Origin of the sequence: Rhizobium albus (assembly GCA_030160035.1) — a bacterium.
GTDB classification, from domain to species: domain Bacteria; phylum Pseudomonadota; class Alphaproteobacteria; order Rhizobiales; family Rhizobiaceae; genus Georhizobium; species Georhizobium albus.
Genome location: BSNO01000001.1, coordinates 886,243 through 901,287, shown reverse-complemented (window position 1 = coordinate 901,287; position 15,045 = coordinate 886,243). Strand labels below are relative to the sequence as shown.

15 protein-coding genes are annotated in these 15,045 nt (G+C 61.9%); 7 read left to right on the top strand and 8 right to left on the bottom strand.

Annotation, left to right across the window (positions count from 1 at the left end; genetic code table 11):
- Positions 1-68 precede the first annotated feature (68 nt).
- Positions 69-1,409 carry a chromate transporter gene (gene chrA, locus QQL76_RS04270; RefSeq protein WP_499206532.1) on the bottom strand — a complete coding sequence of 447 codons (1,341 nt, stop codon included), beginning with the start codon at positions 1,407-1,409 and terminating at the stop codon, positions 69-71.
- A gap of 302 nt (positions 1,410-1,711) precedes the next feature.
- On the opposite strand from chrA, the gene QQL76_RS04265 reads away from it, so the two are divergent.
- The 5 genes from QQL76_RS04265 (at position 1,712) to QQL76_RS04245 (ending at position 5,368) form a co-directional block, all read left to right on the top strand.
- A complete protein-coding gene (locus tag QQL76_RS04265; RefSeq protein ID WP_499206531.1) occupies positions 1,712-2,386 on the top strand; it encodes a 50S ribosomal protein L25/general stress protein Ctc in 675 nt (224 codons plus the stop codon).
- A 102-nt stretch (positions 2,387-2,488) separates the two neighbouring features.
- Positions 2,489-3,220 (top strand): aminoacyl-tRNA hydrolase, encoded by a 732-nt coding sequence (gene pth, locus QQL76_RS04260; protein WP_499206530.1) that lies wholly within the window; start codon positions 2,489-2,491, stop codon positions 3,218-3,220.
- Positions 3,221-3,302: 82 nt separating this feature from the next.
- Complete coding sequence (gene ychF / locus QQL76_RS04255) at positions 3,303-4,406, top strand: redox-regulated ATPase YchF (protein WP_499206529.1); 1,104 nt, start codon at positions 3,303-3,305, stop codon at positions 4,404-4,406.
- Between the two features lie 18 nt (positions 4,407-4,424).
- Entirely contained in the window at positions 4,425-4,904 is a 480-nt protein-coding gene (locus QQL76_RS04250; protein ID WP_499206528.1) for a MaoC family dehydratase, read from the top strand.
- Positions 4,901-5,368: a MaoC family dehydratase gene (locus QQL76_RS04245; protein ID WP_499206527.1), complete on the top strand. Its 468-nt coding sequence runs from the start codon at positions 4,901-4,903 to the stop codon at positions 5,366-5,368. The genes QQL76_RS04250 and QQL76_RS04245 overlap by 4 nt, the downstream gene beginning before the upstream one ends.
- A 14-nt stretch (positions 5,369-5,382) precedes the next feature.
- On the opposite strand, the gene QQL76_RS04240 is transcribed toward QQL76_RS04245, so the two are convergent.
- From QQL76_RS04240 to QQL76_RS04215, 6 genes are all read right to left on the bottom strand, one after another.
- Positions 5,383-5,925: a purine phosphoribosyltransferase family protein gene (locus tag QQL76_RS04240; RefSeq protein ID WP_499206526.1), complete on the bottom strand. Its 543-nt coding sequence runs from the start codon at positions 5,923-5,925 to the stop codon at positions 5,383-5,385.
- 188 nt (positions 5,926-6,113) lie between these two features.
- The gene (locus QQL76_RS04235) at positions 6,114-6,968 is read right to left on the bottom strand and encodes a cytochrome c1 (protein WP_126009162.1); all 855 of its coding nucleotides are present in this window, start codon (positions 6,966-6,968) and stop codon (positions 6,114-6,116) included.
- A 29-nt stretch (positions 6,969-6,997) separates the two neighbouring features.
- Positions 6,998-8,296, bottom strand: a complete 1,299-nt coding sequence (locus QQL76_RS04230) for a cytochrome b (RefSeq protein WP_404864132.1) — start codon at positions 8,294-8,296, stop codon at positions 6,998-7,000.
- A gap of 20 nt (positions 8,297-8,316) precedes the next feature.
- On the bottom strand, positions 8,317-8,892 hold the full coding sequence (gene petA, locus QQL76_RS04225; RefSeq protein ID WP_126009158.1) for a ubiquinol-cytochrome c reductase iron-sulfur subunit: 576 nt from the start codon (positions 8,890-8,892) through the stop codon (positions 8,317-8,319).
- Positions 8,893-9,137: 245 nt separating this feature from the next.
- Positions 9,138-11,003: an ABC transporter ATP-binding protein gene (locus QQL76_RS04220; protein WP_499206525.1), complete on the bottom strand. Its 1,866-nt coding sequence runs from the start codon at positions 11,001-11,003 to the stop codon at positions 9,138-9,140.
- A gap of 66 nt (positions 11,004-11,069) precedes the next feature.
- The gene (locus QQL76_RS04215) at positions 11,070-12,923 is read right to left on the bottom strand and encodes an ABC transporter ATP-binding protein (RefSeq protein WP_499206524.1); all 1,854 of its coding nucleotides are present in this window, start codon (positions 12,921-12,923) and stop codon (positions 11,070-11,072) included.
- A 257-nt stretch (positions 12,924-13,180) separates the two neighbouring features.
- On the opposite strand from QQL76_RS04215, the gene QQL76_RS04210 reads away from it, so the two are divergent.
- Complete coding sequence (locus QQL76_RS04210; protein ID WP_499206523.1) at positions 13,181-13,651, top strand: tRNA (cytidine(34)-2'-O)-methyltransferase; 471 nt, start codon at positions 13,181-13,183, stop codon at positions 13,649-13,651.
- Between the two features lie 24 nt (positions 13,652-13,675).
- On the opposite strand, the gene QQL76_RS04205 is transcribed toward QQL76_RS04210, so the two are convergent.
- Positions 13,676-13,936, bottom strand: a complete 261-nt coding sequence (locus tag QQL76_RS04205) for a hypothetical protein (protein WP_126012931.1) — start codon at positions 13,934-13,936, stop codon at positions 13,676-13,678.
- 166 nt (positions 13,937-14,102) lie between these two features.
- Between QQL76_RS04205 and hemF the strand changes: the two genes are divergently transcribed.
- Positions 14,103-15,014, top strand: coding sequence for an oxygen-dependent coproporphyrinogen-III oxidase (hemF, locus tag QQL76_RS04200; RefSeq protein WP_499206522.1), 912 nt, complete (start codon positions 14,103-14,105; stop codon positions 15,012-15,014).
- Positions 15,015-15,045 lie beyond the last annotated feature (31 nt).

Genomic DNA, 15,045 nt, shown 5'->3' with positions numbered 1-15,045 from the left:
CGGGCCGCACCTTCGGTCAAGCATCCGGCTTTGTCCACCGATGGAACGGAATTTCCAGTTCCGGATCTTCAGCCGAGCGTGAGAATCGCGCCCGCGGCTGCAGCCGCTCCGAGAACGAGAAAGATGTTGAGGTGAAACCGGATGAGCGCGATGCCGGCGGCGACCGCGATGGCAAGAGCCGCAAGATCCAGCGCCGCCGGATCGAACGAGGGCAGCGAGAACGGGCCCCAATCGACAGTCGACGTTTCGCCGAAGAGAACCTGCAGGCCGAACCAGACGGCGAGATTGGCGATGACGCCCACCACGGCGGCCGTGATGGCGGAAAGTGCGGCGGAAAGCCATTTCACGCCACGCAGGCGCTCGATGTAAGGCGCGCCGACGAAGATCCAGAGGAAGCAGGGAATGAACGTGAAGAACAGCGCCGTCGTGCCGCCGAGAATGCCGCCTGTGACCGGATCGAGACCGGACATGCGCGATGCGCCCAGGAAGCCCACGAAGACCAGAACGAGAATGAGCGGCCCCGGCGTCGTCTCAGCCAGTCCCAGGCCCGTCAGCATCTCGTCCGGCCGCAGCCAGCCATAAAACTCAACCGCCTGCTGCGCCACATAGGCGAGAACCGCATAGGCCCCCCCAAATGTGACGATCGCGGTTTGTGAGAAGAACAGAGCCTGATCCGCAAACACCTGCCCTCGCCCGAATAAAACGAGCAGCAGAGCAAGCGGCCCGAGCCAGAGTGCGCCCCAGATGGCGAGCGTCTTCAGGGTCGCCGACGCCGGCACGCGCGGTTCCGAAAGCACCACATCCGTTGCATTATCCGGACCTGCACCCGAGAGGCGATGACGAAGGATACCCACAAGGCCTGCGGTCGCGATGATCAGCGGGAACGGCACCTGCAGAAACGCTATCGCCACGAAAGCGGCAACCGCGATGGCATAGGCGAAGCGTCCGTGCAGCGCGCGCTTGGCGACCTTGATCATTGCTTCCAGCACGATTGCGAGAACCGCTGCCTTCAGGCCGAACAGCAACCCATCGACGATCGGGACATCGCCCAGCGTGATGTAGAGGATCGAAAGCCCCAGCAGTACGAAAAAGCCCGGTAGGACGAAGAGAAGCCCAGCCAGAAGCCCGCCGCGAACACCTTTCAGAAGCCATCCCGAATAGGTGGCGAGCTGCATGGCCTCGGGGCCGGGCAGCAGCATGCAGAAATTCAGCGCATGAAGGAACTGCGGCTCGGACAACCAGCGTTTTTCATCGACTAGGATGCGATGCATGAGCGCGATCTGGCCCGCAGGCCCCCCAAAGGAGAGAAGCCCGATCTTGCCGAAGGTTTGAAAGAGCTCGCCCATCTCGACGGTCGGCCGTTCGGCAGCGAGATTGTCGCTGGTCATCGTCGATCGCTGCACTGTCATCGTCGCGGTCCTGATAAGATGCGTTTTACTCAGGCACCCATGGCGCGCCCGTGTAACAGTCCCGTGTCGTTCTAGCGGCCGGAGCGATGATCACAAGGCAAGGCCTTCCAAGATTTGAAGTATACGCGCGAAAGCCGCCCGTGCTTGCGCTTTTTCCACCTGTCGGTTATAGACGCGCCGTCCGCGTAGACACCCTTGGAGGCAACGCGGATGGATCTCTCGACATGAGCGGTTCCACGTTCCGCCACTTTCCTGAAATGGAAAGGCGGGGCGCTCCAGATCATACCTCGAAAGGAAATGCCATGAGCGACACATACGAGCTCAAGGCCGAGGCGCGCGAACGGGTTGGTAAGGGGTCCGCCCGTGAACTCCGCCGCAACGGCAAAGTCCCTGCAGTCATCTACGGTGACAAGCAGCCCCCAATGGCCATCACGCTTCCCTCCAAGGAAGTGACGCTGAAGATCCGTGGCGGTGGTTTCATGACCACGGTTGCGACGATCGACGTGGATGGCAAGAAGATCCAGGTTCTCCCCAAGGACTACCAGCTGGATCCCGTCCGTGACTTCACCATGCATGTCGACTTTCTGCGCGTCGGCAAGAACACGGTCGTCACGGTCGAAGTCCCGGTTCATTTCGAAAACGAAGAAGCCTCGCCCGGCATCAAGCAAGGCGGCGTCCTCAACGTCGTGCGCCACACGGTCGAAGTTCACTGCCCGGCAAACAAGATCCCGGACGCTTTCATCGCAGACCTCACCGGTCTTGAAATCGGCGATGGCATCCACATCTCCAACATCACCCTTCCGGAAGGCGTCGAGCCGACGATCACCGATCGCGATTTCACCATCGCAACGATCGCTGCTCCGGCTGTCCTGACGGCCGAGGAAGAAGCTGAAGGCCAGGAAGCGCCGGAAGCCGATGAAGTCGAAGCCACCGAGCAGAACGACGAAGCAGAAGAAGAAGGCGGCGAAGAGAAGTAATTCTCTTTGTCCCTGTTGTCTTTGGGTCGGCCCGGACGCTTGGCGCTCCGGGCCGATCGCTTTATACGACCTTGAAACAGCCGCAAGGTAAGGATCACGCGCATGCTGGTGATTGCAGGGCTCGGAAATCCCGGTTCACGCTATCAGGCAAACCGCCACAATATCGGCTTCATGGCCGTCGATGCGATTGCGCGGGCTCAGAGCTTTTCCGGCTGGTCGAAGAAGTTCAAGGCCGAGATCGCGGAGGGCGAGATCGGCGGCGAGCGGGTTCTGCTGGTCAAACCGCAGACCTTCATGAACCTGTCGGGCGAGTCCGTCGGCGAGGCCTTGCGCTTTTACAAGCTCGGCCCGGATGCGCTGACCGTGATCTATGACGAGCTCGACCTTGCGTCCGGCAAGGTCAGGATCAAGACCGGCGGCGGCCATGGCGGCCACAACGGCATCAAGTCGCTCGATGCGCATGTGGGCAAGGACTACCGCCGCGTGCGTCTCGGCATCGGCCATCCGGGAGCGAAGGAGCTCGTGCACAACCATGTGCTCGGCGATTTTGCGAAGGCGGATGCAGCCTGGCGCGATCCGCTGCTCGACGCGATCGGCGCCCATGCGGGGCTTCTCGTCTCAGGCGACGATGCCGGCTTCATGAACAAGATCGCCACCGCGATCGGCAGTTCTTCGGAAAGTGTCGGCGATGCGCCTTCCGCGAAGGCTTCAGGCGCTGGCAACGCGAAAAGCCACATCCGACAGGCCAACCGGCCAGCAGGCACAAATCAGCCGGTTTCCGGCCCGATGGCAGACATGCTGAAGCGGCTCTTCGGCAACAAGAACGGCGAGTGACGGTGAAAGCGGTTGACGATCGTCGACCCCTTCCCGCATACGCCACCCCATCATCTTTTAAGAAATAGCGGACGCACCATCCATGGGTTTCAAATGCGGCATCGTCGGACTGCCCAATGTCGGCAAGTCGACGCTCTTCAACGCGCTGACCAAGACGGCGGCAGCCCAGGCAGCGAACTATCCGTTCTGCACCATTGAGCCGAACACCGGCGAAGTTGCCGTGCCCGATGAGCGGATGCGCAAGATTGCGACGATCGCGAAGTCGAAGGAGATCATCCCGACGCGCATCTCCTTCGTCGACATCGCTGGGCTCGTGCGCGGCGCCTCGAAGGGCGAAGGTCTCGGCAACCAGTTCCTCGCCAACATCCGCGAAGTGGATGCCATCGTGCACGTGCTGCGCTGCTTCGAGGATGACGACATCACCCATGTGGAAGGCCGGATCGATCCGGTCGCCGATGCCGAAACAATCGAGACGGAGCTGATGCTCGCCGATCTGGAGAGCCTCGAGCGCCGCACCGAACAGACCCGCAAGCGCGCAACCGGCAAGGACAAGGAAGCCGCTCTGCTCCTGCCGATGATGGAAGCGTCGCTGAAGCTTCTGCAGGAAGGCAAGCCCGTGCGCCTGCTGCTCGAGGGCATGGCTGCGGAAGACCTGAAGATCTTGCGCACGCTCAACCTTTTGACCTCGAAGCCCGTGCTCTACGTTTGCAACGTCGCCGAAGGCGATGCGGCGGACGGCAACGCGCACACGAAGGCTGTCGCCGAGATGGCTGCCGCCCAGGGCGCCGAGGCAGTGGTCATCTCCGCCGCGATCGAGTCGGAAGTGGCCCAGCTGCCGGAAGCCGAAGCGCGCGAATTCCTCGACGCCATGGGCCTCGAAGAGCCCGGCCTCGATCGCCTCATTCGCGCGGGCTACCGCCTGCTCGAGCTCATCACCTATTTCACGGCCGGCCCGAAGGAAACGCGCGCCTGGACCGTGAAGCGTGGTTCCAAGGCCCCCCAGGCCGCCGGCGTCATCCATTCGGACTTCGAGCGCGGCTTCATCCGCGCGCAGACGATTGCCTATGACGACTATGTCGAGCTCGGCGGCGAAGTGCCCGCCAAGGAGGCCGGCAAGGCGCGCGACGAAGGCAAGGAATATGTCGTTCAGGACGGCGACGTTCTCCTGTTCCGCTTCAACACCTAAGCGACGGCCAGACCCGCCATGTACGATCAAAGCTTCTTCCATTTCGAGGACATGGAACCCGGCCGCTCGTTTGAGCTTGGTCCGGTCACGGTCTCGGCGGAAGAGATCATTGAGTTTGCTCGCCAGTTCGATCCGCAGCCAATGCATCTCAGCGAAGAAGCCGGCAAGGCCAGCATTCTCGGCGGCCTGGCAGCCTCAGGCTGGCACACCTGCGCCATCCTGCACCGCATGATGTACGATGCCATGATCAGCCGCACGGCTTCCGAGGGTGGCCCAGGCATCGATTACGCGGAATGGAAGAAGCCTGTGCTTGCCGGCGACACGCTCACCGGCACCTGCACTGTGCTGGAGGCACGTCCGTCGGCGTCGCGACCAGTGATCGGGATCGTGACCATCGAGAACAAGCTCTATAACCAGCGCGGCGAACTCGTCTGCGAGACGAAGCAGCCGACCATGATCCGCCGTCGCGACCACACCACGGCAGGGGCCACGGCATGAGCCCGCTTGATTATTACGAGATCGGCGCGCGTCAGGATTTCGGCACGCACACCTTCACCGCCGAAGAGATCATCGCCTTCGGCAAGACGTTCGACCCGCAGCCCTTCCATGTGGATGCGGACGCAGCGAAAGAGAGCCTCTTCGGCGGCCTCTGTGCGTCCGGTTGGCATACGGGCGCCGTCTGGATGCGCATGATCTGCGATTTCCGCGAGAAGGAGACCGCGCGCATCAAGGCGGAAGGCGGCACTCCGCCGATCCTCGGCCCCTCCCCCGGCATCCGCAACATGCGCTGGCTGAAGCCGGTTTTCGCCGGTGAGACGATCCGCTTCGGCTGCGACGTCGTGAACGCCCGAGAACTGCGCTCAAAGCCCGGCTGGGGCATCGTTGAAACGCGCAACTTTGCCGAAAACGCTCAAGGCGAGCGCGTCATGGAATTCGACAGCGCCGTCTTGATTCAGATCTAGGAGTCAGTTGGACTTTAGTGACCTTCGAAGGAGACGAGGGTGCGCACGTCGACGCCCATGTCTTCCAGCTTCTTGCGGCCACCGAGATCCGGCAGGTCAATCACGAAGCAAGCCGCAACGATATCCGCCCCCATCTGCGTCAGAAGCTTACAGGCCGCCTCCGCCGTCCCTCCGGTGGCAATCAGGTCGTCGACGACGATGACCTTCTCGCCAGGCGTGATCGCGTCTCGGTGCATCTCCATCTCGTCCACGCCGTATTCCAGGCTGTAGGCGATCCGCACAGTGTCGTGCGGCAACTTTCCCTTCTTGCGGATCGGCACGAAGCCGGCCGAGAGCTGATGCGCAACCGCGCCGCCGAGAATGAACCCGCGTGCCTCTATCCCCGCAATCTTGTCAATCTTGGTGCCAGCATAGGGATGCACGAGATCATCCACCGCCCGGCGAAACGCCCGCGGATCGCCAAGCAGCGTCGTGATGTCACGGAAGACGATGCCCGGCTTCGGATAATCCGGAATGGCGCGGATGGACGAAACGAGGTCGCGATAGCGGTTTTCCATCAAGCTCTCCTACAGGGCGTGGCGCGTGACAAGACAGAGCGGCTAACGGCTCGCCGTCCCGAAAACGCATGAACAGAAATCTGAGACCAGTTGGGACGTTTCGGAGCGCGAAGCACGCGCGTGGTGGACATGAAAAAGGCGCCACTCTTGTGACGCCTTTTTCTCAATGACTGGTTTTGGAAACCGGATCAATGATCCGTCCGCGACCACACCGCTTTCTTGGTGAAGAACAACAGCACGGCAAAGATCAGCAGGAAGATGACGACCCGGAAGCCGGTCTGCTTACGATCTTCAAGGTGCGGCTCGGCCGCCCACATCAAGAAGGCACTGACGTCGGCCGCATACTGGTCGAGCGTCTCCGGCGAACCATCGTCATAGGTCACGAGCCCGTCGGAGAGCGGCGGCGCCATCGCAAGCGAGGGACCCGCGATATAGTACGGATTGTAGTAGGTGCCCTCGGGGATCGTCACCCCTTCCGGCGCATCCGTGTATCCCGTCAGCAGCGAGTACAGATAATCGGGACCGTTTTCGGCATACATCGTGAAGATGTCGAAGACGAAGTTCGGGAACCCTCGCTCGACCGCGCGTGCCTTGGCGAGCAACGAGAAGTCAGGCGGAATGGCGCCGCCCATCGCCGCTGCAGCGGCCTGGGGGTTGGCGAACGGTGCCGGGAAGTGGTCGGAGCCAGTTGCCGGACGCGTGAACATGTCGCCATTGGCGTCCGGACCGTCCTGAACCTCGTACTGGGCCGCGAAGGTGCGAACCTGATCTTCGGAGTAGCCAAGATCGGCGAGGCTGCGGAAAGCAACGCGGTTCATCGAGTGACAGACGGCGCAGACTTCCGTGTAGACCTTCAGGCCACGCTGCAGCTGGCCCTTGTCGTAGGTGCCGAACGGACCTGCAAACGACCAGTCCACGTGACGCGGCTTGTTGATCGGGTAATGCGGGGTCTCACCTTCCGCAGCCTGCGCGCCGAGTGTCGCCGTGAAGGCGATACCGACGGCCAAGGCGGCCGACAGAAGGCTAGCCAGACGAATTTTCATGAGAATTTCCTTTCAGACTCGTCTGGACGTCAACCACGGTGTTCCGGCGAAGCAGGCGCTGCGGCAGGTCGGCCCGCACCAGCCTTCTTCGCAAGCACGGCTTCCGAGATCGAATTCGGCACGCGACGCGGCGTCTCGAACATGCCGAGCAGCGGCATGATGATCAGGAAGAATGCGAAGTAGTAGAGGGTGGAAAGCTGCGAAGCCGTCACGTACCAGCCTTCTGCCGGGCGCGAGCCGAGCCAGCCGAGGAAGACGGCGTTCACGGCGAAGATCCAGAAGAACAGCTTGTACCACGGGCGATAGACAGCCGACCGAACCTTGGACGTGTCGAGCCAGGGCAGGAAGAACAGGACGATGATCGAGCCGAACATGGCCAGAACGCCGCCGAGCTTGGAGTCGATCGGTCCGATGTTGAAGGTGATGGCGCGCAGGATCGCGTAGAACGGCAGGAAGTACCATTCCGGAACGATGTGCGACGGCGTCACCAGCGCATTGGCAGGGATGTAGTTGTCAGCATGCCCGAGATAGTTCGGGATGTAGAAGATGAAGTAGGCATAGACCGCCAGGAACACGACCAGTGCCAGCGCATCCTTCGTCGTGGCGTAAGGCGTGAAGGCGACCGTGTCGGTCTTGGTCTTCACGTCGACGCCCGTCGGGTTCGTCTGGCCCGTCACATGGAGCGCCCAGACGTGGAGGATCACGACGCCGGCAATCATGAACGGCAGCAGGTAGTGCAGCGAGAAGAAGCGGTTCAGCGTCGGATTGTCGACCGCGAAGCCACCAAGCAGCAGCTGCTGGATCGGCTCGCCGATGACCGGGAATGCCGTGAAGAAACCGGTGATGACGGTCGCACCCCAGAAGGACATCTGGCCCCAGGGAAGAACGTAACCCATGAAGGCCGTTGCCATCATGAGAAGCAGGATCACGACGCCGAGGATCCAGAGGACTTCGCGCGGCGCCTTGTATGAGCCGTAGTAGAGACCACGAGCGATGTGGATGTAGACGGCGATGAAGAAGAACGACGCGCCGTTGGCGTGCATGTAGCGCAGCAGCCAGCCGGAGTTGACGTCGCGCATGATCTTTTCGACGGAATCGAAGGCAACGCCTGTTTCCGCCGCATAGTGCATGGCCAGCACGATACCGGTCAGGATCTGGATGACCAGCATGACCATGAGAATGCCGCCGAATGTGTAGGCGTAGTTCAGGTTGCGCGGGACCGGATAGGAAACGAACGAATCGTGCAACAGCCGCGGCAGAGGCAGCCGGCTGTCCATCCACCGGCCGACGCCGGACGCAGGTACGTAGGTAGAGTGTTCACCGCTCATGTTGGAAATCTCTCCTCGCCTCAGCCGATCGTGATCATCGTGTCGGATGCGAATGTATAGGGGGGAATCGGCAGATTGAGCGGCGCAGGACCGGTGCGGATGCGGCCCGCAGTATCATAGTGCGAGCCGTGGCACGGGCAGAACCAGCCACCGAAATCGCCTGCCTGACCGAGCGGCACGCAACCAAGGTGCGTGCATGAACCGATCATCACGATCCAGTTCTCGCGGCCTTCGCCGGCGGAACGGTAGAGATCGGTGGCAGGCTCGGAAGGCGCATTTTCGTTCTGCGACGTCGGATCCTTCAAATCGGAAAGCTCGACGGCCTGGGCTTCGGCGACTTCTTCTTCCGTACGATTGCGGATGAAGACCGGGCGTCCGCGCCACTGTACCGTCAGCGACATGCCGGGCTGAACGCCGGAAACGTCGACATCGATCGAAGCGAGGGCGAGGGTCGATGCATCTGGGCGCATCTGGTCGATGAACGGCCAGGCGACTGCCGCCGCACCGACCACACCTACCATGCCCGTCGTCAGATAAAGAAAGTCCCGGCGGGTGGGCTCACCGCTGAGGTCTGCTGTCGTTTCGTGTTCGCTCACGGCTCAAACATCCTTTGCGCATGATCATGGCGGACGTCGCAGCAACGCGGCTGCGGCCTGTGGAACAGGAGACAATTCCCCCGCGCGACAGCCCTCGCCGATCGCCCGTCAATTGGGCGCGTTCTATGCTCACAGTCAAATTATGTCCAGTCTCGTCACAGTCATATGGGCAGATTGTCGCGCCCGCACGCTGAGGTTCCACAAGCTCTTTGCGGTCCGAACGCCACAATGTGGCAACAGTGGCCCTATTCCGCTGCCATGTCTCCTGCGATGAAGCCACCCGACTGGCGCGACCAGAGGTCCGCATAGAGGCCGCCGCGCGCGACGAGCTCCTTGTGCGTGCCGTCTTCGATGATCCGGCCCTCGTCCATGACGATCAGCCGATCCATCGCCGCGATCGTGGACAGGCGGTGCGCGATCGCAATCACCGTCTTGCCTTCCATCAGGCGCGCCAGATTGTCCTGGATCGCGGCTTCCACCTCGGAATCGAGTGCCGACGTCGCCTCGTCGAGGATGAGGATCGGAGCGTCCTTGAGCATCACGCGCGCAATCGCGATCCTCTGGCGCTGGCCGCCCGACAGCTTCACCCCGCGCTCGCCCACATGCGCGTCGAAACCGGTGCGCCCCCGAGCATCTTCGAGCTTGCCGATGAAGCCCGCTGCCTCGGCGCGCTCCGCGGCCTTCAGCAACAGGGCATCGTCCGCATCCGGACGTCCGAAGCGAATATTGTCGCGGATCGAGCGATGCAGTAGCGATGTGTCCTGCGTGACCATGCCGATCTGTGCTCGCAAGCTTTCCTGGGTCACGTTTGCGATGTCCTGGCCATCGATCAGGATGCGACCACCCTCCAGATCGAAGAACCTGAGCAAAAGGTTGACCAGCGTCGATTTGCCGGCACCGGACCGGCCGATGACGCCCACCTTTTCGCCAGGCTTGATCGTCAGCGACAGATTTTCGATGACGCCCGAGCCCTTGCCATAGTGGAAGGTGACGTTCTCGAACGCGATGCTCGGTCGATGGACGGTGAGCGTCTCCGCCCCGGCGTGGTCGACGAGACCGATCGGCTGGGCCACCAGTTCGGCCGAATTCTGGATCGTGCCGAAATTGCGCATCAGGCCGTTCAGCTGCGTCATCATGCGGCCGAGCAGCATGTTCAGCCGCAAGACGAGCGCCATGGTAAAGGCGACCGCGCCGCTGGTTACGGCACCCGTCAACCAGAGGTGGACCGAAAAGGCACCGATCATCGCGATCATCAGGCCCGACAGGAGCGCGAGTGTCGCGCGAACCGCCGTCAGGTTTCGCGTAAACGGGATGATGGCCGCGATGAAGCGGTCGAAACCGTCGCGGATGTAGCGGTCGTTTTCGTCTTCCCGGGCAAACAGCTTCAGCGTCTGCATGTTCTGGTAGCTGTCGACGAGCCGGCCGTTCAGCATCGACGACGCTTCGGCGGACGCCCGCGCCCAGCGGCGGATGCGCGGCACGAAGAAATAGGCAAGCCCGCAGAACGCCGCGATCCAGAGTCCGACCATGGCAGAAAGCCGCCAATCGAGCTGCGCGATCAGCGCCATGGTCGTCGCGGTATAGATGATCACGAACCAGACGACCTGCAGCAGGCTGACCATGAAATCGCCGGTCGCCTGCCCCGCTTGCCACACCTTGGTGACCACACGGCCCGCAAAATCGTTCTGGAAAAAGCTGAGGCTTTGGCGCGCCACATGCGAATAGGCCTGCCAGCGCACGAGATTGTAGAACCCCGGCACGATTGTCTGCTCTTCGACGAGCGCCGCCAGCGCTGTGATCACGAAGCGGGCCACGACGATGACGAGCAGCATGAACAGCAATTCGGGCCCGTGCGCGGCGATCAGACCTTCCCAGCCGCTGGCGCGCTCGACCGTGTCCAGCAGATCGACGATCCGACCGACGAAATAGAAGAGCGCCGCTTCCAGCAAGGCGACGAGGCCGCCAAGCACCAGCATGGCGAAGAAGGGCCAGCGCGCCTGGCGGATATAGAACCAGATAAAGGCCAGCACGCTGGAGGGCGGCTGGAGGTTCTGCGTTTCGCGAAAAGGATCCACCCAGCCTTCAAACAGCCGGAAAATGCGCTTGACCATCGACCCGCATATAATGCGCTCGCACGCTCCCGCAATTGTGGGAGCGTGCGTTTGCCTGAGGAATGGCTATTCGGCCGCTTCGTCCTGTCGCGGTTCGGTGGAGATGAAGCCGCCGGACTGGCGCGACCACAGGTCCGAATAGAGACCTCCACGCCCCGCCAGTTCGCCATGCGTGCCGGTTTCGACGATCCGGCCTTCGTCGAGCACGACAAGCCGATCCATTTCCGCGATCGTCGACAGGCGATGCGCGATCGCGATGACCGTCTTGCCCTCCATCAGGTCGAACAGGTTCTCCTGGATCGCAGCTTCCACCTCGGAATCGAGCGCGGACGTCGCCTCGTCGAGTACCAGAATCGGCGCATCCTTCAGGAACACGCGTGCGATCGCGATGCGCTGACGCTGGCCGCCCGACAGTTTCACGCCCCGCTCGCCCACATGTGCGTCGAGCCCGGTCCGACCCTGCTGGTCGCTCAGTTCCGAGATAAAACTCCAGGCATTGGCGCGCTTCGCTGCCTCGATGATCTTCGCATCGCTCGCTTTCGGCTTACCATAGGCGATGTTGTCGCGAATGGACCGGTGCAGCAGCGAGGTATCCTGCGTCACCACGCCGATATGCGATCGCAGGCTGTCCTGCGTGACGTCAGAAATATCGTGTCCATCGATGAGCACACGGCCCGCCTCCACGTCGTAGAAGCGCAGCAGAAGGTTGATCAGCGTTGTCTTGCCGGCACCCGAACGCCCCACCAGGCCGATCTTCTCGCCGGCGGCGATCGACAGGGTCAGGTTCTCGATGACGCCGTTGTCCTTGCCGTAATGGAAGCGGATGCCGTCGAAATCGATGCGCCCCTTGCGCGTCTGCAGCGGCTTCGCATTCGGCTTGTCGACGACGTCCCGCTCCTTCGCCATCATGTCCATGCCATCGATGACGACGCCGATATTCTCGAAGAGCGCCGAGACTTCCCACATGATCCACTGCGACATGCCGTTCATGCGCAGCGCGAGACCGATCGCAACGGCAATCGCGCCGACGGAGACGGCATTGCCGAGCCACAGGCCGATCGAAAGCGCTGCCACCGCAAAGACAAGGATCGCGTTGTTCACGTAGATCAGGACCTGAAACATGGTCACCAGGCGCATCTGCCGATGAACCGTTCCCAGGAAGTTGTCCATGCTTTCACGCGCATAGGCTTCTTCACGGCCGGCATGGGAGAAAAGCTTGACGGTCGAGATGTTCGTGTAGCTGTCGACCACCCGCCCCGTCATCATCGAGCGGGCATCGGCCTGGACGCTGGACACCGCCCGCATGCGCGGCACGAAATAGACGACGAGCGACACATAGATGATCAGCCAAAAGACCAGCGGGATGGCCAGCCGGAAATCCGCCGCGGCGATCATCACGATCATCGAGATGAAGTAGACCGAGACATAGACGAAGACGTCCAGCATCTTCATCACCGTTTCGCGCACCGCGAGCGAGGTCTGCATTACCTTCGTGGCGACGCGGCCCGCGAACTCGTTGGCGAAGAAGGTCAGGCTCTGGCGCAGAAGATAGCGGTGCATCTGCCAGCGCGCGATCATCGGATAGTTGCCGAGCAGCGTCTGGTGGATAAGCACCGATTGCAGAAGAACGACCGTCGGCAGGCCGACCAGGACCAGCGCGCCCATGGCGAACAGCGTCCAGCCCTCGCGCTGAAGGAAGCCCTCAGGCTCCGCTGTCGCCAGCCAGTCGACGATCGAGCCGAGGAAGCCGAAGAGCAAAACTTCGCCGATCGCGATCATCGCGGTCAGGCATGCCATGGCGATGAGATAAGGCGCGGCATCCTTTGAATAATGCCAGCAAAACGCCACGAAACCCTGCGGTGGACGCTCCGGATCAGCCTCTGGATAGGGATTGAGGCGGCGTTCGAACCACGAAAACATCAAGACATCTTTCAATATGGGTCCAGCAGGCGCTGGAGAGTGCCTCGCAAAAGGCGATCTGGCAGACGGCACGGTGCGAACACTGTCTTCGGAATGGAACCGTTGAACTCGGTCCCGGCCGTGCGCGGGAGATCGCCGATGGGGCAAGAGGAATGTTTCAGCCAGATAGTGCGTCGATACGGATTTCGCCAGACCGACCGCGGCCGTCTCACGCATCCCATTGCCAGCACAGTGTGACACTGGCATAGCGGCACGGCATGCAGAGCCTTTCACTTGCCCTTTTTCAACCCGACATCCCCGGAAACTCCGGAACGATCCTGCGCATGGCGGCTTGTCTTGGCCTGTCGGTCCACATCATCGAGCCCGCCGGATTCGATCTCTCGGACAAGGCTCTGAAACGCGCCGGCATTGATTATGCGGCGCAGGCGGCGCTCGTGCGCCACATCAATTTCGATCATTTCGAAGCGTGGCGGTCGGAAGAGAAGCGGCGTCTCGTGCTCGCGACCACGAAAGGCGCCGTCGCCTATACGAACTTCCGGTTCGACCCGAGCGATATCCTTCTGTTCGGGCGCGAGAGTGCCGGCGTTCCGGACGATGTCCACGCACTTGCGGACGCCCGCATTCTCATACCGATGCAGCCCGGCATGCGATCGCTCAATCTCGCAATTTCAACAGCGATGGTCGCCGGCGAGGCACTCAGACAAACGGGTGCTTTTGCCGTCGAGTAGGAGTGAAGGGCAAAAGGGCGAAGATCAGTCGGCGGTCGGCAGGCGCCGCATGGTGAATTCGATCCGGTCGTCGGGAAGCTGCCGCCAGGTCTCGATTTCCGTCCAGTAGGCGGCCTTGGGCCAGGTATCGAGCCATTCGCGGGCCTTGGCGCGAGCAGCCATGCGCGGCAGCACGAAGGTTTCGCGCACGAAGGTCGACGTGGAGCCCGTGGCGCCTTCGCGCCGCCCCTTGCTGATCTGCCTGCGCAGGCCCTCCATCGGGGGTTGCGGCTGTCGACGAACCATCATGTCCTCGCGGCTTCCAGTCCTGATCATCAAAAGATAGACATCGGTATCGGCGAAAGCGAGTCGAATCGTCGCGGCCGGGCCGTGCCAAGCCGGTTGCAAATCGCGGCTTGCCGGGCAAACTGCGCATCGGGCGGACGAGCCGCCGACACGGGGGCATTAAGCTATGGAAAGACCGGACCTTCCGGCCACACATCCAGACGACATCGAAGGCAAGAAGGTGCGCGCACGCGCCTGGTTCGAAACGCTGCGCGACACGATCGTCGCCGCGTTCGAAACGCTGGAGGATGAAGTTCAGGGTCCGCTTTCCGATCAGGAGCCCGGTCGCTTCGTTCAGACGCCTTGGAGCCGGGACGACGGTGCGGGCGGCGGCGGTGTCATGTCGCTCCTCAACGGCCGCGTGTTCGAAAAAGCCGGTGTCCACACATCGACCGTTTTCGGCGAGTTTTCACCCGAATTTCGCAGCCAGATCCCCGGCGCAGAGGAAGACCCGCGCTTCTGGGCATCGGGCATTTCGCTGATCGTGCACCCGGTCAACCCGAATGTGCCTGCCGTGCACATGAACACCCGCATGGTCGTGACATCGAGTCAGTGGTTCGGTGGCGGCGCCGATCTCACCCCCGTGCTCGACCGCCGTCGCACGCAGGACGATCCCGACACCCAGCTCTTCCACCGGGCGATGGAAATTGCGTGCAACCGGCACAAGGTTGCCGATTATCCGCGCTACAAGGCCTGGTGCGAGGAGTATTTCCACCTGAAGCACCGCAACGAACCGCGCGGCATCGGCGGAATCTTTTTCGACTGGCTGCGCTCCAGCGAGGATAAAGGCGGCTGGGATGCCGATTTCGCCTTCGTGCAGGATGTCGGCCGCGCTTTCGCGATCGTCTATCCGAAGCTGGTGCGCGCCAATTTCAACAAGGGCTGGACGGAAGAAGACCGCGACGAGCAGCTCGTGCGCCGCGGCCGCTACGTCGAGTTCAACCTGCTCTACGACCGTGGCACGATCTTTGGTTTGAAGACCGGCGGAAACGTCGATTCGATCCTGTCTTCTTTGCCTCCGGTGGTGCGCTGGCCCTAATCACGACCGTCCTCAGTCACGAACAAATTGG

What these genes read in the sequence shown, in the direction of transcription:
- QQL76_RS04240 (WP_499206526.1), bottom strand. Translation starts at nt 5,925, where the DNA reads ATGGAAAACCGCTATCGCGACCTCGTTTCGTCCATCCGCGCCATTCCG.
- chrA (WP_499206532.1), bottom strand. Translation starts at nt 1,409, where the DNA reads ATGACAGTGCAGCGATCGACGATGACCAGCGACAATCTCGCTGCCGAA.
- QQL76_RS04205 (WP_126012931.1), bottom strand. Translation starts at nt 13,936, where the DNA reads ATGGTTCGTCGACAGCCGCAACCCCCGATGGAGGGCCTGCGCAGGCAG.
- QQL76_RS04235 (WP_126009162.1), bottom strand. Translation starts at nt 6,968, where the DNA reads ATGAAAATTCGTCTGGCTAGCCTTCTGTCGGCCGCCTTGGCCGTCGGT.
- ychF (WP_499206529.1), top strand. Translation starts at nt 3,303, where the DNA reads ATGGGTTTCAAATGCGGCATCGTCGGACTGCCCAATGTCGGCAAGTCG.
- QQL76_RS04230 (WP_404864132.1), bottom strand. Translation starts at nt 8,296, where the DNA reads ATGAGCGGTGAACACTCTACCTACGTACCTGCGTCCGGCGTCGGCCGG.
- QQL76_RS04250 (WP_499206528.1), top strand. Translation starts at nt 4,425, where the DNA reads ATGTACGATCAAAGCTTCTTCCATTTCGAGGACATGGAACCCGGCCGC.
- hemF (WP_499206522.1), top strand. Translation starts at nt 14,103, where the DNA reads ATGGAAAGACCGGACCTTCCGGCCACACATCCAGACGACATCGAAGGC.
- QQL76_RS04245 (WP_499206527.1), top strand. Translation starts at nt 4,901, where the DNA reads ATGAGCCCGCTTGATTATTACGAGATCGGCGCGCGTCAGGATTTCGGC.
- QQL76_RS04210 (WP_499206523.1), top strand. Translation starts at nt 13,181, where the DNA reads ATGCAGAGCCTTTCACTTGCCCTTTTTCAACCCGACATCCCCGGAAAC.
- QQL76_RS04215 (WP_499206524.1), bottom strand. Translation starts at nt 12,923, where the DNA reads ATGTTTTCGTGGTTCGAACGCCGCCTCAATCCCTATCCAGAGGCTGAT.
- pth (WP_499206530.1), top strand. Translation starts at nt 2,489, where the DNA reads ATGCTGGTGATTGCAGGGCTCGGAAATCCCGGTTCACGCTATCAGGCA.
- QQL76_RS04265 (WP_499206531.1), top strand. Translation starts at nt 1,712, where the DNA reads ATGAGCGACACATACGAGCTCAAGGCCGAGGCGCGCGAACGGGTTGGT.
- QQL76_RS04220 (WP_499206525.1), bottom strand. Translation starts at nt 11,003, where the DNA reads ATGGTCAAGCGCATTTTCCGGCTGTTTGAAGGCTGGGTGGATCCTTTT.